At 65.8% G+C, this 18,155-nt stretch carries 19 protein-coding genes; 7 read left to right on the top strand and 12 right to left on the bottom strand.

Annotation, left to right across the window (positions count from 1 at the left end):
- The first annotated feature begins 8 nt into the window (after window positions 1-8).
- The 3 genes from ASC89_RS14935 to ASC89_RS14945 are packed head-to-tail and all read left to right on the top strand — an operon-like array spanning window position 9 to window position 1,682.
- Window positions 9-614: an HdeD family acid-resistance protein gene (locus ASC89_RS14935; RefSeq protein WP_055882646.1), complete on the top strand. Its 606-nt coding sequence runs from the start codon at window positions 9-11 to the stop codon at window positions 612-614.
- Between the two features lie 13 nt (window positions 615-627).
- Window positions 628-1,011: an SHOCT domain-containing protein gene (locus ASC89_RS14940; RefSeq protein ID WP_055882650.1), complete on the top strand. Its 384-nt coding sequence runs from the start codon at window positions 628-630 to the stop codon at window positions 1,009-1,011.
- 2 nt (window positions 1,012-1,013) lie between these two features.
- Window positions 1,014-1,682 (top strand): exopolysaccharide biosynthesis protein, encoded by a 669-nt coding sequence (locus tag ASC89_RS14945; protein WP_055882653.1) that lies wholly within the window; start codon window positions 1,014-1,016, stop codon window positions 1,680-1,682.
- Window positions 1,683-1,846: 164 nt separating this feature from the next.
- On the opposite strand, the gene ASC89_RS14950 is transcribed toward ASC89_RS14945, so the two are convergent.
- From ASC89_RS14950 to ASC89_RS14960, 3 genes are read right to left on the bottom strand one after another with little or no spacing between them, the layout of a single operon-like run.
- Window positions 1,847-2,536 carry an N-acetylmannosamine-6-phosphate 2-epimerase gene (locus ASC89_RS14950; RefSeq protein ID WP_055882655.1) on the bottom strand — a complete coding sequence of 230 codons (690 nt, stop codon included), beginning with the start codon at window positions 2,534-2,536 and terminating at the stop codon, window positions 1,847-1,849.
- Window positions 2,533-4,092, bottom strand: coding sequence for a DUF4127 family protein (locus ASC89_RS14955; RefSeq protein ID WP_055999119.1), 1,560 nt, complete (start codon window positions 4,090-4,092; stop codon window positions 2,533-2,535). Before ASC89_RS14955 ends, ASC89_RS14950 begins: the two co-directional genes overlap by 4 nt.
- A complete protein-coding gene (locus ASC89_RS14960) occupies window positions 4,089-4,835 on the bottom strand; it encodes a GntR family transcriptional regulator (protein WP_055882661.1) in 747 nt (248 codons plus the stop codon). The genes ASC89_RS14955 and ASC89_RS14960 overlap by 4 nt, the downstream gene beginning before the upstream one ends.
- 280 nt (window positions 4,836-5,115) lie before the next feature.
- Here ASC89_RS14960 and ASC89_RS14965 point away from each other — a divergent pair, with 280 nt between their 5' ends.
- From ASC89_RS14965 to ASC89_RS14980, 4 genes are read left to right on the top strand one after another with little or no spacing between them, the layout of a single operon-like run.
- The gene (locus ASC89_RS14965; RefSeq protein WP_055999122.1) at window positions 5,116-6,375 is read left to right on the top strand and encodes an ABC transporter substrate-binding protein; all 1,260 of its coding nucleotides are present in this window, start codon (window positions 5,116-5,118) and stop codon (window positions 6,373-6,375) included.
- 4 nt (window positions 6,376-6,379) lie between these two features.
- A complete protein-coding gene (locus ASC89_RS14970) occupies window positions 6,380-7,309 on the top strand; it encodes a carbohydrate ABC transporter permease (protein ID WP_055882666.1) in 930 nt (309 codons plus the stop codon).
- Entirely contained in the window at window positions 7,296-8,174 is an 879-nt protein-coding gene (locus ASC89_RS14975; RefSeq protein WP_082533399.1) for a carbohydrate ABC transporter permease, read from the top strand. Before ASC89_RS14970 ends, ASC89_RS14975 begins: the two co-directional genes overlap by 14 nt.
- Complete coding sequence (locus ASC89_RS14980; RefSeq protein ID WP_055999125.1) at window positions 8,171-9,076, top strand: ROK family protein; 906 nt, start codon at window positions 8,171-8,173, stop codon at window positions 9,074-9,076. Before ASC89_RS14975 ends, ASC89_RS14980 begins: the two co-directional genes overlap by 4 nt.
- 154 nt (window positions 9,077-9,230) lie before the next feature.
- Here ASC89_RS14980 and ASC89_RS14985 read toward each other — a convergent pair whose 3' ends face one another.
- From ASC89_RS14985 to ASC89_RS15025, 9 genes are all read right to left on the bottom strand, one after another.
- Window positions 9,231-10,001 carry an enoyl-CoA hydratase/isomerase family protein gene (locus ASC89_RS14985; RefSeq protein WP_055999128.1) on the bottom strand — a complete coding sequence of 257 codons (771 nt, stop codon included), beginning with the start codon at window positions 9,999-10,001 and terminating at the stop codon, window positions 9,231-9,233.
- Window positions 9,998-11,191, bottom strand: a complete 1,194-nt coding sequence (locus ASC89_RS14990) for a CaiB/BaiF CoA-transferase family protein (protein WP_055999131.1) — start codon at window positions 11,189-11,191, stop codon at window positions 9,998-10,000. The genes ASC89_RS14985 and ASC89_RS14990 overlap by 4 nt, the downstream gene beginning before the upstream one ends.
- Window positions 11,192-11,414: 223 nt before the next feature.
- Window positions 11,415-12,179, bottom strand: coding sequence for an SDR family NAD(P)-dependent oxidoreductase (locus ASC89_RS14995; protein ID WP_055999134.1), 765 nt, complete (start codon window positions 12,177-12,179; stop codon window positions 11,415-11,417).
- Entirely contained in the window at window positions 12,179-13,357 is a 1,179-nt protein-coding gene (locus ASC89_RS15000) for an aldose 1-epimerase family protein (protein WP_055999137.1), read from the bottom strand. The genes ASC89_RS14995 and ASC89_RS15000 overlap by 1 nt, the downstream gene beginning before the upstream one ends.
- Window positions 13,358-13,368: 11 nt before the next feature.
- Complete coding sequence (locus ASC89_RS15005; protein ID WP_055999140.1) at window positions 13,369-13,701, bottom strand: L-rhamnose mutarotase; 333 nt, start codon at window positions 13,699-13,701, stop codon at window positions 13,369-13,371.
- 3 nt (window positions 13,702-13,704) lie between these two features.
- The gene (locus ASC89_RS15010; RefSeq protein WP_197421304.1) at window positions 13,705-14,619 is read right to left on the bottom strand and encodes a carbohydrate ABC transporter permease; all 915 of its coding nucleotides are present in this window, start codon (window positions 14,617-14,619) and stop codon (window positions 13,705-13,707) included.
- The gene (locus ASC89_RS15015) at window positions 14,606-15,538 is read right to left on the bottom strand and encodes a carbohydrate ABC transporter permease (protein WP_055999143.1); all 933 of its coding nucleotides are present in this window, start codon (window positions 15,536-15,538) and stop codon (window positions 14,606-14,608) included. The genes ASC89_RS15010 and ASC89_RS15015 overlap by 14 nt, the downstream gene beginning before the upstream one ends.
- A gap of 73 nt (window positions 15,539-15,611) precedes the next feature.
- Complete coding sequence (locus ASC89_RS15020; protein WP_055999146.1) at window positions 15,612-16,883, bottom strand: ABC transporter substrate-binding protein; 1,272 nt, start codon at window positions 16,881-16,883, stop codon at window positions 15,612-15,614.
- A 47-nt stretch (window positions 16,884-16,930) separates the two neighbouring features.
- Window positions 16,931-18,082, bottom strand: coding sequence for a mandelate racemase/muconate lactonizing enzyme family protein (locus ASC89_RS15025; protein WP_055999149.1), 1,152 nt, complete (start codon window positions 18,080-18,082; stop codon window positions 16,931-16,933).
- Between the last annotated feature and the right edge of the window lie 73 nt (window positions 18,083-18,155).

Below are 18,155 nucleotides of genomic sequence, written 5' to 3' on the forward strand. Positions count from 1 at the left end.
AGGCCGAGATGGAGAGCATCACGCTCGAGCAGGCAGCCGAAGCGTATCGCACAGCGATGCACCAGGCGGTGCGCAAATACGCGCTGGTCTACATCGCCGAAGCGATACTGCTGATCGTCGCCGGGCTCCTCGCCATGCTCTATCCGCTGCTGAGCGGCGCGGCGATTGCGGTGCCGCTCGGCTGGCTGCTGATCGCCACCGCGGCGCTGCAGGGGGTCGCGCTGTTCGGCACGAGGCAGATGCCGCATTCGAGCCTGCAGCTGTTGTCGATCGTCATTGCGCTGCTGGTCGGCATCCTGCTGCTGCGCAACCCGGCCCAGGCGCGCGAGGTGATCACCATGCTGGTGATCGTCTATCTGATGGTGCAGGGCGTGGCGCGGCTGACCTTCGGCTTCACCATCCGGCCGTTCGAGAACTGGTTGTGGGTGGTGCTCAGCGGTGTCCTGGGAGTTGCCCTGTCGCTGCTGCTGATCGCCAGCCTGCCGGAGCCGCCGGTCTGGGTGATCGCATTGTTCGTGGGGCTGGAATTGATTGGGGAAGGAGGCGCCATGCTGGCGCTCGCCTGGAAAGTCGTCGTGCCGCGGGGCGCTCAACCCGCACCCCCTTCACCCTGAACTGGAGATAGAGATGACCTCGAACTTCTGGGAATTCCTGTGGCTGATCGCCATCAGCTTCTTCCTTCTGTCCTACCTGATGGTGCTGGTGCGCATCGTGGTCGATGTGTTCCGCGACAATTCCATGGGCGGCTTTGCCAAGGCGCTGTGGATCATTGCGCTCTTGCTGGTGCCGCTGCTGACGGCGCTGGTCTACATCATCGCGCGCGGCCAGGGCATGGCGCAGCGGCAGCTGGCCGATGAGCGGAAATTCAAGTCGCAGACCGACGCTTATATCCGCGAAGTGGCGCAGGCGACGCCGGCCGACCAGATCGCCCGGGCAAAAACGCTGCTGCACGAGGGCGCGATCACCGAAGCCGAGTATGCCGAGATCAAGGCGGCGGCGCTGGCGCACTGACGGTGATCGAAACGACACCAGGGGCGGAGGACACCTCCGCCCTGCCGCCCGACAGCGAGAACGATCCGATCCAGGCGACACTCGCCGAGATGATCGCCAAGCTGCGAAAGGTGGCGGAAGAGCCGGATGCGCGGTTGACCTGCAATGGGCTGATCGAGCTGATCGGCATCCACTCGCATGCGCTGGCGCTGCTGGTGTTCGCGCTGCTCAACCTGTTGCCCGGGCCGCCCGGCTACAATTTCGTCGTCTCGCTGGTGATCCTGGCATTCGCCATCCTGATGCTGTTCCATCGGCCGATCCACCTGTGGCGGTGGGTCGGCGAGCGGCGGCTGCCGCTGAAGCCGCTGATGAAGCTCATGGACATTTTGGCGCGGATTGCCGAGGGGCTGACCCGGGTCTCGTCGCCGCGGCTGTTCGCGCTGTCGAGCCGGCCCGCCCTGCCGCTGCTCGGGCTGTTCAACATCGGCATGGCGCTGGTGATGCTGCCGCCGATCCCGTTCTGCAACATGCTGCCCTCGCTGGCGGTGGCGATGATCAGCGCCGGCATCCTCAACCGCGACGGGCTGCTGATCCTCAGCGGGGTGCTGGTCGGGGTGCTGGGGGTGATCGCGGTGCTGATCGCGATCTTCGCGATCATCGCGGTGCTGTGGGCGATCGATACGGTGGTTTAGGGTGCCGGTGTGCTTGGCGCCCCTCACCCCGGCCCTCTCCCCCGGGAGCGCAATTGCGCCCCTAGGAGGGGCGAGGGGGCGTTGTGGCACTGGCGGTTCAACTCGCGCCCCCTCGCCCCTCTGGGGAGAGGGCCGGGGTGAGGGGGCCAAGCGCGCTGAGCTAGCTACCGACCCGGGATCGCCGCCACCAGCCGTTCGGTGATGATATCCGGAGCGGTGATGGCCGAGCCGCAGACTACGGCGAAGGCGCCGCGTTCGAACGAGGCGGCGACGTGCTCGGGGGTCCAGATGCCGCCTTCGACCACCAGCGGCACGTCGAGTGCCGCGACGATCTCGGACACCAGATCGAATGGCGGGCGGGCCACGCCCTCGGTCAGCGCGGTGTGGCCGACCATAGTGGTGGCGATGAGGTCGGCGCCTTCGGCGGCGGCCTGCCGCGCTTCGTCGAGGGTCGCGATATCGGCCATCACCAGTCTGCCGAGGCGGTGGGTGGTGGCGGCGATTTCGGCAAAGCTCTCGCCCGGCCGGGTGCCCGATGTGGCCTGGATAGCGACGATATCGGCGCCGGCGGCTGAGAGGGCCTCGGCGTCGGCGCTGGAGGTGGTGATGTAGTTGTCGAAGCCTTCGCGGGTGTCCTTGACGATGCCGATGATCGGCAGGCTGGTGCGCGGCCGCAGCAAGCCGACGACATCGGCGCCGTTGAGGCGGAAGCCGCCGGCGCCACCGAGTTCGGCCGCTTCGGCAAGCAGCGCCAGGATATCGGGGCGCTGGCGCAGCGGGCTTTTCGGGTTCATCGCCTGCGAGGAAACGATCAGCTGGCGCTCGAGGCGCTTGAGCAGAGTAGGGCCAGTCACGAGAGATCCCCGGCGATGGTGAAGTCGACTTCGAAGCTGCGGTGCCAGGGGAAGCGGACGGCGGTGATGCCGAGGTCGTCCCGCCCGGTGAGGCGCTTCAGGGTGGCGTCGAGGCCGGCGCCGATTGCGGTCTCGGCTGCCACCTCCTCAGTTCGGTCGGGAAAGCTGTAGACACCGGCGTTCAGCGGCCGGCGCGCCTCGGTCATGTAGGCGAAATCCTCGATCAGTCGGTGCAGCAGCACGCGACGGGCGGCGGCGGCATCGAAGGTGCCGGCGGCGCGGCCGATCTGGATTGCCGTGGCAGCGGCGACCACTGAGCCGAGCGCATTGCCGGCGGTATTCCAGCCGCCATAGGCGACGAGCTCAAGCAGGATGCCGCGGCGGTGCAGCTCCTCGATCAGCAGCGGATCGGCGCCGTTGGAATAGCGGAGGTCAGCAAGCGCCACCTCGCGGCCGGCGGCCAGCAAGCGGGCGATGAGGTCGGCGGTCTTCTTGGCCTCGACCGCGTCGTCGTCATCGAAGATCGACTGGGTGCCGTCATGTCCGGCGCCGGACCTCTCTACCACCATGCCGCAATGGTCGCGGCGCTTCGGGTCGGGGGCATGCACGACGAGGGCCATGGCCTCGGGGTCGGTGACGGTCACCGAGCCGCTGGCGCGGAGCTGGCGGTCGACCGCCTCGTGCATCGGGCTGTTCTCGTATTTGGCGATACGCTGCATGCCCGGCGGATCGGCGCATTCGACGGTGAAGCGCGGGGCGACGCCGAAGCGGGCGCCGAGCTGGCGCGCCACCAGTACCGCGGCCACCTCGTCGGCGCCGGGATACATCAGCACTTCGCCTGATATGGGGAGGACGTGGCTCCACTGCTTCAGCCACACCTGCTCGGCTGAGCCGGCCGAGTGTTCGGCGGTATCGTCGGCGGTGATCAGCAGCGGATCGATGACGCCTTCGGAGGCCAGCGCGATGGCTTCGAGATTGACGTGATGGTTGCGCAGCCGCCGGCGCTCGAAATCGGCGACGATCTCACCGGGGAGCGCAGCGCGAAGCGCGACGAGCGCCTCGGCATTGCCGGCATGGCTGGCGCCGAGGGTTTCGAGCAGGTCGCGGTGGTGCAGCGCGCCGAGCTGGTGCAATTCCATGCCGTGCCGGGCCCAGTAATCGGGCTCTTCCTGCGGGTTGTAGGAGTTGGAGGCGCGCATCACCAGCGACACGGCGCAGAGCGGCAGCGCCGGGTGCACGGCGTGGAGGCGGCGCAGCACGTCGAGGCGGGTGAGGGCGCTGAGCGTCGTATCGGCGGTGGTGCGGGCGGCGATCAGGCCGCCATAGCAGAGCATATCGAGCGAGGCGATCACCGCGTCGGTCGAGGGCGCCGTGCGCTCGAGCCAGCGGCCGAGGCCGTCGGCATCGCCGGGCTGGCGGAGTTGAGGCAACAGTTCGGCCGGCGGCAGCACCAGGGTGGCGCCGGCTATGGCGGCGATACCGGCGGGCAGGCCGATATTGACCGGGCGCTCATCGAGGGGAAGGAAGGCGAGGGAAAGGGCACGTGTGGACGTCAATTCGTATTGTCTCTGCTCGTGCGGAAAATGACGAAATCGTAGGAGTAGCGGTCGGCGCGATAGACGCTTTCGGCATATTCGATGCGCTGATTCTTGGCATCGTAAGCGACGCGCAGCACCTTGAAGGCCGGCGAGAACTCGGGGACGCCGAGCAGCTTGGCCAAGGGCGGATCGAGCACCGTGGCGTGGATCGACTGCTCGGCCTTCTCGATCTTCAGGTGATAGGTCTCGGTGAGCATCTGGTAGAGCGAACCGGTGATGCCGCGCGCCGCGAGGCCGGGCGCGAGCTTGGCCGGAACATAAGTGTTCTCGATGCACATCGGCTCGCCATCGGCGGTGCGGACGCGCGAGATATGGGCGACCAGATCACGCGGGCTGAGCGCCAGCCGGGCGCCGATCTCGGCGCCGGCCGGGATTTCTTCCACCACCGTATCGAGCGAGCCGGGAACGAGCCCGCGGGCCCGCATGTCCTGGGTGAATGAGGTCAGTTCCACTGATTTGGCGATGCGCGGCTCGGAGACGAAGGTGCCGGCCCCCTGGGTGCGGTAGACGCGGCCCTCATAGCCCAATTGATCGAGGGCGCGCCTTACGGTCAGGCGGGTGACGCCGAAGGTTTCGGCGAGATCACGCTCGGTGGGGAGCTTTTCATGCGGCTTCAGCTCGCCCTCGATGAGGCCGAGCAGATAGCTCCGCAACTGGGCGCCCTTGGTGCCCGTGCGACCGTTTCCGGCGGTCTCAGCCATGATCGGATTCCCTCCCACTGGAGCACGATTGCGCTTCGTTGAATCGCACTCCTGCTCCAAGTCCTTGTTTTTCGCGAGATCGAACCGGAAAGGCTTGCAACCTTTCCTGATCTCGCTTTGGCGCACATCAAAGCACAATTCGTCGTTGCCGGGCAAGTGAGTGGTATACTCCAATTGCACCAATATCCGCCTGTTCTATGCAGAATGTGACGCCATGTTGACGCGCTTCGAAAAATTGGGCTACACCATTTGACGGCATGTAGCCAAGGGAGAATTCAGGATGGAGCGGAAAGCTCAAGCTGGTGCGGCGCATGCCGCGATGTCGACGGCGCTGGGCGCGGTCATGCTGCTGGGTGGGGCGCTCGGCGCTTCCGCGCAGGACAAGACCGAGGTCACCTTCTCGTATCTGTGGGGCGGCGCGGAGGGCGCGGCGCTCGAGCAGATCATCACCGATTTCAACGCCAGCCAGGACAAGATCGTGGTCAAGGGCGTGTCGAGCCCCGACATGACCAAACAGCTGGCGTCGATGTCGAGCGCCAAGGGCGCCTTCGACATCTCGGACAATTTTGCCTCCAACATCGCCTCGTGGGCGAACCAGGGCATTCTGCTGCCGCTCGACGAGTTCGGTCTCGATACCGCCGATTTCCCCGAGAGCGCCATGAAGCAGCTGGTGGTCGACGGCGTGCTCTACTCGGTGCCGATCGCCACCCACAATTTCCAGCTGGTCTATAACAAGAAGCTGCTCGATGAAGCCGGCGTCACCCCGCCGACCTCGATGGCCGAGCTCGCCGACGCCATCAAGAAGCTGACCAAGGTGGATGCCGAGGGCAACGTCACCCAGCTCGGCCTCGGGCTCACCGACATCTCGGCCGGCCTCAAGACGCTGGGCTACGCGCATGGCGGCGACTGGAACCGCGACGGCAAGCCGACCCCGACCGATCCGGGGTTCGTCGAGGGCGTGCAGTTCTACTTCGACAACGTGGTGGCGCCGGTGACTCCTGCGTCCTACAACAAGTTCGTCGCTGGCTTCGGCCCCTATATGTCGGACCAGGACTCGTTCAAGCAGGGCAAGATTGCCATGGTGTTTGAGGGCGAGTGGCGCGCCAAGTTCAATACCGAAGCCGGTATGGATTGGGGCGTGGTGCAGGTGCCGGGCAAGACCCCCGAGCTCAACGGCTCGACCTGGGCTGATGTGTCGACGATCTTCATCCCGACCAACACCCAGAACAAGGAAGCCGCGGGCGAGTTCCTGAAATACCTGATCAGCCCGCCGGCGATGGAAAAGTTCAGCCACGTGCTGGCGAACCTGCCGGGCCGCCTGTCGCTGGTCGACAGCGCCACCTATGACGACCTGCCGAACTTCAAGGTCTGGCTCGACGCGCTGAAGAACCCAAACACGCACGGCCTGCCGCCGGCGCTGTACATGGCCGAATACAATGCCGACCTCGCGTCCGCATTCGACTCGGTGCTGCAGGGCGCCCAGACTGCCGAAGCGGCGCTCCAGGGCGTTGCCGATCGTACCGGCTCGTACTCGCAGTAAGCTGTTGCAGAGCGCGCGTCCGACACCGAGCGAACCGACAGGCCGGGCCCTTCTCAAGGGCCTGGCCTTCGCCTCGCCGTTTATCATCGGCTTCCTGGTGCTCTACCTGTGGCCGATCCTCGCCTCGGGCTATTACAGCCTCACCGATTTCAGCCTGTTCAAGGCGCCCAAATGGGTCGGGCTGGCCAACTACGAGCGTATGATCTCGGACGCCAAGTTCTGGAAGAGCCTCTACAACACGCTGTTCTTCACCTTTGTCGGCGTGCCGGTGGATATTGCGATCTCGATCGCCGGCGCCCACATCCTCAACCAGAAGCTGAAGGGCCAGCCGCTGTGGCGGGCGCTGGTCTACCTGCCCTCGATCGTGCCGGCAGTGGCGGCGGGCTTTCTGTGGCGCTGGCTGCTCAACGCCCAGTACGGCTTCGTCAACGAGATCCTGCGCTGGTTCCGCATCCCGCAGCCGAACTGGCTGCTCGACGCCAGCTGGGGCGGTATCTCGGTGATCGTCCTGATGCTGTGGACGGTGGGCGGCACCATGCTGATCTACCTCGCGGCGCTGAAGAACGTGCCGCAGGAGCTCTACGAGGCCGCCGAGCTCGACGGGGCCGGGCCGCTGCGCCGCTTCTGGCACATCACCTGGCCGATGATCTCGCCGGTGACGCTGTTCCAGGTGATCGTGCTGATCATCGCGTTCCTCCAGGTGTTCACCCAGCCGTTCGTCCTCTCGAAGGATCCGGGGCTCGGCACGCAGACCGCGACCGGGCCGGGCGACTCGATGCTGAGCTACTCGATCTACCTGTTCCAGAACGGCTTCACTTTCCTCAAGATGGGCTACGCCTCGGCGATGGCCTGGGTGCTGCTGTTCGTGACGCTGGCCATCACCTTGCTGATCCTGTGGTCGGCCAAGAAGTGGGTGTTCTATGACAACCGCTGAGTATCAAGGCGCGGCGCTCGGCGAGCGCGTGCCGGTCGGCGGCCGCTTCGGCTGGCTGATGACCATCTACCGCTACGCCTTGGTGATCCTCCTCGCCCTGGTGTTCGTCTTCCCGTTCATCGTCATGCTGACGACGGCGTTCAAGGTCTCCGACGAGATCTTCATGGCGCCGCCCGAGTTGCTGCCACGCAGCTGGACGCTCGACCATTTCGTCGGGGCGTTGACGCAGATCCCGTTCTTCCGGTTCCTGCTCAATACGGTGGTGATCGCGGGCCTCAGCGTCCTCGGCACCGTGCTGGTGTCGCCGCTGGTCGCCTATTCGCTGAGTAAGCTGCGCTGGAAGGGGCGGAACCTGCTCTTCATCATGGTGCTCGCCACCATGATGCTGCCGCCGCAGGTGACGCTGATCCCGATCTATATGATGTGGAACAAGGTCGGCGCCACCGGCACCATCCTGCCGCTCATTGTTCCGGCCTTCCTCGGCACGCCGTTCTTCATCTTCCTGATCCGGCAGTTCCTGCTGAGCGTGCCGGACGAGCTGATCGAAGCGGCCAAGGTCGATGGCGCCTCGGAGTTCCGCATCTACTGGTCGATCGTGCTGCCGATCGCTCGCCCGGCGCTGATCACCTCGGCGGTTTTCCAGTTCGTCTGGGCGTGGACGGATTTCCTCTATCCGCTGATCTACCTCAATGACGAGGAGAGCTACACGCTCTCCATCGGGCTCTACTCGTTCCTCGGCGAGCACGGGGTGCAATGGGGGCCGCTGATGGCATCCTGCGTGCTGTTCACCCTGCCGGCCTTCCTGATCTTCCTGGTGTTCCAGCGCTACTTCATCGGCGGCATCGCCACGGGTGCGCTGAAGTGAGCGAGGTTGCCCTCGCCGTCGATATCGGCGGCACCAAGATCCTGGTCGGCCTGGTCGATGCGGCGGGCACTATCGTCATGAGCCGGCAGGTCGCGACGCCGGCCCGCGACGGGGCGGAGGCGATCATCGCCGCTGTCGCTGCGCTGGCGAAAGACGTCCTCTTGGGCGCACCATCGCCGGTCGGCCGCTGTGGCGTCGGCACGGCCGGCGTCGTCGGCGAACATGGCGAGATCACCTCGGCGACCGATCATTTGAGCGGCTGGGCCGGCACGCAGTTGCAGCAGCGGCTCATCGAAGAGCTCGGTATGCCGGTGATGGTGCTCAACGATGTGCAGGCGTCAGGGCTCTGCGAGGGCGTGCTCGGCGCCGCCAGCGGCAAGCGCTCGGCGCTGATCGTCGCCTTGGGAACTGGCGTCGGCGGTTCGCTGGTGCGCAATGGCCAGGTCGAGCGCGGCGCCTATGGCATTGCCGGCAGCGTCGGACACCACCTGTCGCCGCTGCGGCAGGGCCGGCCGTGTCCCTGCGGTGGCACCGACCATCTCGAAGCCTATGCCAGCGGCACGGCGATGGAGATCGAATACGCGCGGCGGACCGGGCACGAGCGGAACCTCCGCGAGATCGCGGCGCTGGCCGAGACCGACGATGCCGAGGCCCAGGCGGTGATCGCCGAGGCGGCGGAGGTGCTGGGCGCGGTGCTGGGCAGCGCCAATAATGTGGTCGATGCCGAGATCATCGTGGTGGCCGGGGGCGTCTTGGCACTGGGCGACCGGCTGCTCGCACCGGCCCGCGCCGCGGCGAAGCGCGAGGCGCTGGGGCTGTCGAAGGCAGTCGAGATCGTGCCGGCAAAGTTCGGGCCGACCGCGTGTTTGATCGGCGCGGCGCTGGCGGCGTTTGGGACCTAGCACCGGATCACCTCTCCCTCGGGGGAGAGGTCGGCCCGCAGGGCCGGGTGAGGGGGCCTTTCCCACGCTCGGTGTTTGTGGCAAGGCCCCCTCACCCCGACCCTCTCCCCCAAGGGAGAGGGGGCGCAAGAGCCCCGCCTGATGGTGAAACGAGCTACCGCCGCTTGAACACCGGCGCGCGCTTCTCCCTGAACGCCGCCCGGCCTTCGCTCGCATCTTCGGTGGCAAAGCAGATCGCCTGCAGGTCGCGCTCGTAGTTGATGGCGTTGGCGATCGACTGTTCCCAGGCGGCGCGGAGGTTCAGCTTCGCCGTCTCGGCGGCAATCGGGGCGCGCGAGGCGATGGTGGCGGCGAGGCGCTTGGCTTCGGCCAATAGCTCGGTGCGCGGCACGATGCGGGAGACGAGCCCCCAGCGCTCGGCGGTCGCGGCATCGATCGGATCGCCGGTCATGATCATCAGCGCGGCATTGGACGGACCCACCGCATGGGCGAGGTTCACCGCCATGCCGCCGCCGCCGATCCAGCCGAGCTTGATCTCCGGCGCCGCGAAGCTGGCATTGTCCGAGGCGATGCGGATGTCGCAGGCCATGGCGGTTTCGAGCCCGCCGCCGAAGGCATAGCCGTTCACCGCGGCAATCGAAGGTTTCAGCAGCGCTCGGATGGCGTCGCAATAGTCGGGCCGGTTGCGGAAATTCCAGGCGCTGTCGTAGTCGTCGAGGGTGCGGATGTCGGAGCCGGCGGAAAACGCCTTCTCGCCGGCTCCCGTCAGGACCACTGCCCGGATGGCGTCGTCGCCATTGAACTCGGTGACTGCGGCAACCAGCGCCGCCGCCATTTCCGGCGTCATGGCGTTGAGCTTTTCCGGCCGGTTGATGGTGATGATGCCGACGAAGCCGTCGCGCTCGACGAGGATGTTGTCGCTCATATCTCGTTCTCCGCCACTGCGCCTTTGGCCAGCAATTGTTCGATCGCTGCGTCGTCGAACCCGGCTTCGCGCAGCACGTCGCGGCTGTGCTGGCCGACCACCGGGGCGCCGCGCTCGACTGTCGATGGGGTTTTCGAGAACCGGATCGGGAAGCCCGGGGTTTTTACGTGACCCTCGGTCGGGTGGTCGTACTCGACGAAGGTGCCGTTGTGCTTGATCTGCTCATCCTCGACCAGGTCGGCATAGCCATAGACCGGGCCGCACCAGATATCGGCAGCGCGCAGCAGTTCCAGCCATTCGGCGGTGGTCTTGGTCTTCAGCCGGTCGCGGGTCTTCGAAAAGATCTCGTCGCGCTTCGTCCAGGTGTCGACCTCGTCGTCCATCGTAAGGAAGCTCGGCTCGCCGATGGTCTGGCCGAGATTGGCGAGCTTGGGGAAGGCGACGATGATGAAGCCATCGGAGGTGGCGAAGGCGCCATAGGGGGCACGGATATAGACATGGGCATGCGGCTCGGCGGAGCGCACCTGCGGCTTATGGCCGACGGTGAACACCGAGAGTTCCTGCATCTGGATGGTGGTGATGGCGTCGAGCATGTTCACCTGCACCAGCTGGCCCTCGCCGGTGCGCTCGCGATGCAGCAGCGCCGCTAGGGCGCCCTCGAAGGCAGTGTAGGCGGTGATGCCGTCGACCAGGTATTGGCCCGCCGCATTGGGCGGCTCGCCCTCGCGGCCGGCCGACAGCATGGCGCCGGACATGCCCTGCAGCACCAGGTCCTGGCCGGGGCGGTTGAGATAGGGGCCGTCCTCGCCGTAGCCGGAGATCGACACATAGACGAGGCGCGGATTGATCTTCGACAGCGTCTCGTAGTCGACCCCGAGGCGCTTGGCGACGCCCGGCCGGTAGTTCTGCAGGAACACGTCGGCGGTCTTCACCAACTCGAGCAGCACGGCTTTGCCGTCGGGATCCTTGAGGTCGACCGCCAGCGAGCGCTTGTTGCGGTTGAGCGACAGGAACGAGACGTTGACCTTGTTGCCGCGCGCCCCGCCCGCCGCGGTGTGGCGCTGCCACTCGCCGGTCACCGGCTCGACCTTCACCACATCGGCGCCCAGATCCCCCAGCCGCTGCGCCGCGAACGGGCCCGCCATGGCGATGGAGCAATCGAGGACGCGATAGCCGGAGAGAATACCCATGGGTCAGTGCCTTGTACGTTGAATCTGCTGGTGCTTGTCGTTGGGTATGAGCGCGTGGCGCACCCCCTCCCAACCTCCCCCGTCGAGGGGGAGGTGCTGTTCCGTGCTGGAAGCTCGATCGTGCCAAAGCCACCGGCCGAACACCTCCCCCGTGACGGGGGAGGTTGGGAGGGGGTGCGCCGCCCGCTTGAGACCTCCAGTCAGCACTGCAACACCTTGCATCTCAATGCATGTACCAGCCGCCATCCACGTGGATGGTCTGGCCGGTGATGAAGGAAGCTGCGTCGGAGGCGAGGAACATCAGGATGTTGGCGATATCGGCCGGCGCGCCGCGGCGTTGCAGCGCCTGCGCTTCGTAGATGCGCTTCTCGTAGGCCGCGAGGTCCGGATGGATCTTTTCGGCATCGGTGGGGAAGGCGCCCGGCGCTACCGCGTTGACGGTAATGCCGTGCTTGCCGAACTCGCGGGCCCATGAGCGGGTGAGGCCGACCAGCGCCATCTTCGATTGCACATAGGGCGTCAGGTCCGACCAGCCGCCCGAGATGGTCACCGACGAGATATTGATGATGCGGCCGCGCTTTGCCGCCTTCATATGCGGCAGCGCCACCTGGACGCAGACGATGCCGGCATCGACATTGATGCGCTGCACCAGCTGCATCTCTTCGATGGTGTAGTCCTCGAAGGGCTTTGAGGGATAGATCGCCGCATTGTTGATGACGACGTCGAAGCCGCCGACCTCAGCCGAGAGTTTCTGCAGCCCGGCGCGCAGCCCGGTGAGATCGGCGAGATCGAGCTTGGCGACAGTAAGCCCCCGGAGGCCTGCCGCCGCCTGGAGCAGCGCCGCAACCTTGTTGGCGTCGTTGTCGATGGCGACGACTTTCGCGCCCGAGCGCAGCATGTCGAGCGTTGTCTCGAGCCCCAGCCCGCCGGCGGCACCGGTATAGAGGATGGCCCTATTCTCGAGCGAGCCGAAGCGATCCACGCCCATCAGCGTCCCACAATCTTCAGGTGGTTGCCGGAGGGGGCAGGGTACTCGTCCTCGGGCTGGCCGGAGATGGCACGAATGCGCGCTTCGCTGGCGGCGATCTCGGTTGCGCCATCGAGGATACGGAAGGTGCTGTCGTAGCGCTTCTCCTCGCCATGCTGCAGCCAGATCATCTCGCCGCGCTCCCGCGCTGCGTTGTTGCCGAGCACGTGGTTGGTCGAGGGCTCGATGCCCAGCGCATATTGCCCGGCCTGCAGGTTCTGCCATTCGTAGAGGCAGGGGAACTGCGCCTTGTCGGTTGCGACCTCGAAGCCCAGGCCGAGGCGATCATTGACCAGGGCAACGAATTGCTTGCCCTGATCATCGGTGCCGAGTTCGTGCTGCCAGACCTGCTCGTGGAAATCGAGCTTTGGCGCGGTCAGGGTGCGATAGCCGACGCCCTGCTTTTTGTAGGCCTCGCCGACATGGGCAGCCCAGACCACGTCGCGGATCGGCGCGAGGTAGCGCGAGCCTTCGTCGAGCACCGGGTGGCCGACATTGATGTGGTAGCAGTACATGTGCGGCGTCTTGTAGAAGCCGTGGTTGACCACCCGATCGCTGATCCGGATGTCCTTGCCGCCGACATCGGCTTCGATGCGGCGGACGAGGTGCAAGTCCTCGCCGAACACCGCCGATTGCTGCACGATACCCTCGGCCCACAGCACGCACTCGTCGCCGCGCCACTCTTCGCCATAGCCGGTGAGCTTTGCCGGGATAGTGCCGATGCGGCCGTGCAGCGAGTGGCTGACGGTCGGCTTGGGGCCATAGACGTAGCTGTCAGCCGGCACCTCGTTCATGAACAGGATGTGATCGAGCCCGCAGGTGACGAGCAATCCCGAGAACGAGCGGGCCCAGGCGAGGCCGCCCTCGCCTTCGTATTCATGCAGACCCGGATGGCGGAAGCCGGCCGGGGAGTTCCAGCCGATCGCCTGGCCCTTGAACTCGCAATCGGCGATGTCGAGGGCGCGGTCGACCAAAGCGGTGAAGCGGAGGCCCGAGCCGGTGCGAAATTCGAGCATGCGGATGCCGCGCTCGACCCCATCGCTCAGTTCCATCAACCGCACGCCGGCGAACTGGCTCAGCATGCCCGCCCGCTCGGCGATCTCGCGACGGGTATAGGTCCGGCCGTTGAGCGCAACCATCGGGCGTCTCCTCAGTCGAGATGGTAGATTTCGGGGATCATGCTCCACCACTCGCCGGGAGCGGCGGTTTTCAGCGGCGCCTGGCAAGGGTCGGTGAGCGCCAGCCATTGTTTGGTGATGGCGACCTCGCCGAGCGCCTTCATATCGGCCTCGTAGTCCGACCCGGCATATTCCCAGTAGCCGAACAGCAGCATTTCGGGCTCGCGCAGGTAGATCGAGTAGTTGCGGATATTGGCGGCGCTCAGCGCTGCGTTCATCTCCGGCCACGGCTCGGCGTGCAGGCGCTTGTATTCTTCGAGCTTTTCCGGCTTCACGCCGATCACCATGCCCATGCGCTGGACCATAAACTACTCCTTGGTGCCGCCGGCGGTCATGCCGGAAACGAGGTAGCGCTGCGCGAACAGGAAGACGAGCAGCACCGGGGCGATGGCGAGCAGCGTCGCCAGTGCCAGCGCCGACAGCGTGATGGTGGTCGAAGCCGCATTGGTGGGGTTGAAGGCGGGGACGTTCGAGAGCAGCTCGGCAAGCCCGACCTGGATCGGCGCCTTTCGACCGGGCAGCGTCACATAGGGCAGGAAGTAGTTGTTCCAGTTGCCGGTGAAGCTGAAGAAGCCGACCAGTGCGATCACCGGGGTGGAGAGCGGCATGGCGATCTTCATGAAGACCTGCCACTCGCTCGCCCCGTCAAGGCGCGCCGCCGACAAGAGGTCGCGCGACACCGCGGTCGAGAAGTAGATGTAGGTGAGGTAGACGCCGAACGGATAGAACGAGAAGGGCAGGATGGCTGAAAGCGGGTTGCCGATCAGCCGCACCGCGCTTAGTTCGAGAAAGATTGGCAGCACCAGGGCGGTCGAGGGGATCAGCATGACGATCAGCGTCACCACCAGGAGGAGCTTCCGGCCGCGGAACTCGGTCATCGCCAGGGCGTAGCCGGCGGGGATCGAGATGCAGAGCGTGATCACCAGCGCGGCGACGCAGTAGAACACCGAGTTGCCGATCCAGGTCCAGATCAGCCCGCCCTGGAAGGTCATGAGACTCTGCCAGTTGCTCAGCAGCGTGCCGATATCGCCAAGGGCGAACGGGGCTTCGAGCAGCAGCTGGCGATCGGTCTTGGTCGGTGCGATCAGCAGCCAGAGCAGCGGCACGACGAAGAACAGCGCGAAGACGATGAGGATCAGCACGCCGAAGGCGCGGCCGAGCCAGGCGCCGGGCGTGAGGTCGCGCATGCGGGTGCCGACGATTTCGGAGTTAGGCGCGCTCAAACAGGCCACCCTTGAAGACGAAGTAGATGGAGAGAGCGACGGCGACGGCCAGCAGCACCAGCGAGATCGCCGCCGAACCGTTGAAATCGTTCTGTTTGAAGGCGTAGAGGAAGGCGAGCTGGTTCAGCGAATAGTCCTGCCCGACCACGCCACGACTGGCCTGCGCTAGGACGCGCGGCTCGACGAAGAGCTGGGTGCCGCCGGCAAAGCTCATGATCACCATGTAGGCGATCCACTTGCGCATCAGCGGGATCTGGATCGACCAGGCAATCCGCACCGGCCCGGCGCCATCGACGCGGGCGGCCTCGATGACGTCCTTCGAGATGTTGTTGAGCGCGCCATACATGATGACGATCCAGCCGCCGGCGCCGGTCCAGAAGGCGATCACCGCGAGGACGACCGGCAGGCGGCTGGCGTCAACGGCGCCGACGAAGCTCTCGATGCCCAATGCCTGCAGCAGCCACGACACCGGGCTGACCGTGGGGTCGAGGACGAACAGCCAGAGCATGACGCTCGAGGCGCCGGCCAGCGCGCCCGGGATGTAATAGACGAAGCGCATGGTGCCGGAGAACCAGCGCAAGCCAATCGAGTGGACGAGGATGGCGAGGGTCACCACCAGCACGACCAGCAGCACCAGCCAGACGATGATGAAGATGCCGACATGCTCGACCGCCGGCCAGAACCGGTAGTCCTTGAACACTTTGAGGAAGTTGTCGAAGCCGACAAAGGCGCCCTTCTTGGTGAAGGCGAGATAGATGGCGTAGAGCGCCGGCAGGATGCCGAAGGCGATGAGGAACAGCGTGTAGGGGGTGGCGAACAGCACGCCGATACGTCCCTGCGCGCGCTCGACGCTCATGCCCTTTTTCGGGCGCTCGAGGGCGACAGCAGCAGTGGCAGCGCTATTGTCGATCGTGCTCACTTGGCGGCTCCAGGCACTAGACGGACAAGGCCGGGGGCACTTTACGCGCCCCCGGCGAACTCAGGTTTCAGGATCACTCGACGGTGTAGCCGACGACCTGCGCTTCGTTCTTCATTTCCTGCTGCCAGTCGGCCGACAGGTCGGTCATGGTCTTGCCGGCCGCGAGGCCGGGGGTGACGATCTTGGCCCAGGCGGTTTCGGGCGAGAAGTTGGGGTAGCCCCAGCCGTTCCAGACGCTCGAGGCGGCAGCCTGGATGGCGGCCTTGAAGTCGCCGGCATAAAAGCCGCTCGCCGCCTGCGCATCGAGCCAGGCATCGGCCGCCGCCTGGTAGGCCGGCAGGCCGCCGGTCCCCGCGACCTTGGTGTCAGAAGTGACGAACTTGAGGAAGGTCTTCACCGCCTCGGGGTTCTGGGTGTGGCTCGAGGCGTACCAGACGCCGCCACCAACGTTACCGGTGACCGCGGCGCCGTCGGCCCATTTCAGCGGCGGCGCGGCGACCCAGTCGCCGGCCTTGGCGTTGACGCCACCCGGGTTCTGAAACAGCGCGCCCGAGTACCAGGCCGGGCCAGGGATGGCGACGAGGTTGGCGGCGCTGGCGACGAAGCTGGCGCCGAACACGCTGTCGAGCGTCAGGGTCTTGTTGGCCACCATGTGGTCGATGAGGTTGGAGACCTTCACCGCATTCGGCGCTGAGGTGTCGGACTTGAAGGTCTCGCCCTCGAGCTGGAAGATCGGCGCCTCGCCGCTCCAATAGTAGATATAGGGACCCTGGAAGGCGTCGCCGAAGCCGCCGAGGAAATAGCCCGGATGCTCGGCGGCGAGCTTGTCGCCCAGCGCCTGGTACTCTTCCCAGGTGGTGGGGGCGGCGTAGCCGAACTGGTCCAGGAGGGTCTTGTTGTACCAGAACAGCACCGGCGCGAGGTCGTTACGGAGGCCATAGACCTTGCCGTCGACGGTCACCGGGTCGAGCGCGCCGGGGGTGAAGCCATCGAGGAAGGCCTGGTCGAGGAAGCCCTCGTTCAGCACCTGGGCGAAGGCCTGCGCGCCGTTGTTCTCGCGGGCGGCCCAGGCGGCATCGTTGTTCTGGGTCGAGAAGACCACGTCCGGCCAGCCTTCATTGGCCTGGTCGGCGAGGCTGATCTTGGTCTGGAAGGTGCCCGAGGCGCCCGACGAGCCGTCGTCGAGCACCAGATTGACCGGCACTTCCGGATGGGCGGCGATGAACGCCTCGACCGCCGGCTGGCGGGTGGCGTCGGCCCAGACGGTGATGGCACCGTCCTGGGCAAGGGCAGCGCCGGCGACGAGGATCGCCGAGAGCGCCACAGTGGTGCGCAGAAGATTCATAACGAGGTCTCCTCCCTGGATGACTTTGGGGTCGTTAGCTGTTGGCTTCAGGCCGCGCGCTGCGCCTTGGCGACGCGCGGATTGAACGGGGCTTCGCCGAGCTCGGAGCGCGGCAACAGGTTGGGGCGGGCCCACTCGCGGCGGGCGGTTTCGTTCAGCACCAGGCCATGGCCGGGGCGATCCGGGGCGTAGGCCCAACCGTCCTTGATCTCGACCGGCTGGTCGACCAGGTGGTCGAAATTCTGGAACGAGTATTCGAGCCACTGCACTTCGGGCAGGGCGCAGGCGGCATGGATGCCGACCTCGAGGAAGGTGTTGCCGAGGCTGACCGGAATGCCGCGGTCGGCGGCGAGCCAGCCGATGCGCATCACGTCGGTGACCTGGCCGTGCACGTTGAGGATGTCGGTGGCGTCCTGTTCCATCAGCAGGCGCTTGCCGTGGGCATCGAGATATTCGCCCGAGTTGATCAGCGTCCAGTTGGCCGCGTCCTTCAGCATCCTGAGGCCGGCATAATCGTTGCGCAGGATCGGATCCTCGACCCAGAGCAGCTCGTGGCCGGCATCGCGGATGGCGGTGAGCTTGACCAAGGCTTCCTTGGCGCCCCAGGCCTCGTTGCTATCGATCATCACCAGGGCGTCCTTGCGGACCACCTGCTTGAGGATCTTCAGGCGGTTGAGGTCCCAGTCGAAATCCGGGTTGCCGACCTTGATCTTGAAGGCGCGGTAGCCAATCGCGTCGGCATGGGCGAAGAAACGGGCGAACTCGTCGTCCGAAAGGTGGTAGTCGAGGCCCGAGGCATAGGCCTCGACCTTGTCGCGCCGGCTGCCGAGCAGCTGGTGCAATGGCAGGTTCACCTGTTTGGCCGTGAGATCCCACAGCGCGACCTGCAGCGCCTCATGGAAGGGCAGGGTGTAGGCACGCTGGTTGCCGCCACGCGGCCGGCCGACACGATGCACCAGCCCAGCCGGCGGCTGGCCTTCGAGACCGGGCCAGGCTTCCGAGCGGAACACCCGCTCGATCTCGGCCTGATCCGGCAGCGGATAAAACAATGTCTGGATAAACCCCAGCCCGACCGCGCCGGTATCGGCAATCAGTTCGAGCGCCGCTATGTTCACATCGTCGGCGCGGACCTGGCTGTCGCCGATAACGCGGTCGCGGGCAAACTGGAAACGGGTGATGCGGAATTCGGAAATGCGCATAGGCTGGCGATCTCTGATCGACTAACATGAACATCTGATATATCAGACGGTGACGCTAATAGACCAATGAAAG

The organism is Devosia sp. Root413D1 (assembly GCF_001425235.1).
Taxonomy (GTDB): Bacteria; Pseudomonadota; Alphaproteobacteria; order Rhizobiales; family Devosiaceae; genus Devosia_A.

What these genes read in the sequence shown, in the direction of transcription:
- ASC89_RS15025 (WP_055999149.1), bottom strand. Translation starts at nt 18,082, where the DNA reads ATGCGCATTTCCGAATTCCGCATCACCCGTTTCCAGTTTGCCCGCGAC.
- ASC89_RS14995 (WP_055999134.1), bottom strand. Translation starts at nt 12,179, where the DNA reads ATGGGCGTGGATCGCTTCGGCTCGCTCGAGAATAGGGCCATCCTCTAT.
- ASC89_RS14960 (WP_055882661.1), bottom strand. Translation starts at nt 4,835, where the DNA reads ATGGCTGAGACCGCCGGAAACGGTCGCACGGGCACCAAGGGCGCCCAG.
- ASC89_RS15005 (WP_055999140.1), bottom strand. Translation starts at nt 13,701, where the DNA reads ATGGTCCAGCGCATGGGCATGGTGATCGGCGTGAAGCCGGAAAAGCTC.
- ASC89_RS14940 (WP_055882650.1), top strand. Translation starts at nt 628, where the DNA reads ATGACCTCGAACTTCTGGGAATTCCTGTGGCTGATCGCCATCAGCTTC.
- ASC89_RS15020 (WP_055999146.1), bottom strand. Translation starts at nt 16,883, where the DNA reads ATGAATCTTCTGCGCACCACTGTGGCGCTCTCGGCGATCCTCGTCGCC.
- ASC89_RS14990 (WP_055999131.1), bottom strand. Translation starts at nt 11,191, where the DNA reads ATGGGTATTCTCTCCGGCTATCGCGTCCTCGATTGCTCCATCGCCATG.
- ASC89_RS14975 (WP_082533399.1), top strand. Translation starts at nt 7,296, where the DNA reads ATGACAACCGCTGAGTATCAAGGCGCGGCGCTCGGCGAGCGCGTGCCG.
- ASC89_RS14985 (WP_055999128.1), bottom strand. Translation starts at nt 10,001, where the DNA reads ATGAGCGACAACATCCTCGTCGAGCGCGACGGCTTCGTCGGCATCATC.
- ASC89_RS14965 (WP_055999122.1), top strand. Translation starts at nt 5,116, where the DNA reads ATGGAGCGGAAAGCTCAAGCTGGTGCGGCGCATGCCGCGATGTCGACG.
- ASC89_RS15000 (WP_055999137.1), bottom strand. Translation starts at nt 13,357, where the DNA reads ATGGTTGCGCTCAACGGCCGGACCTATACCCGTCGCGAGATCGCCGAG.
- ASC89_RS14935 (WP_055882646.1), top strand. Translation starts at nt 9, where the DNA reads ATGGAGAGCATCACGCTCGAGCAGGCAGCCGAAGCGTATCGCACAGCG.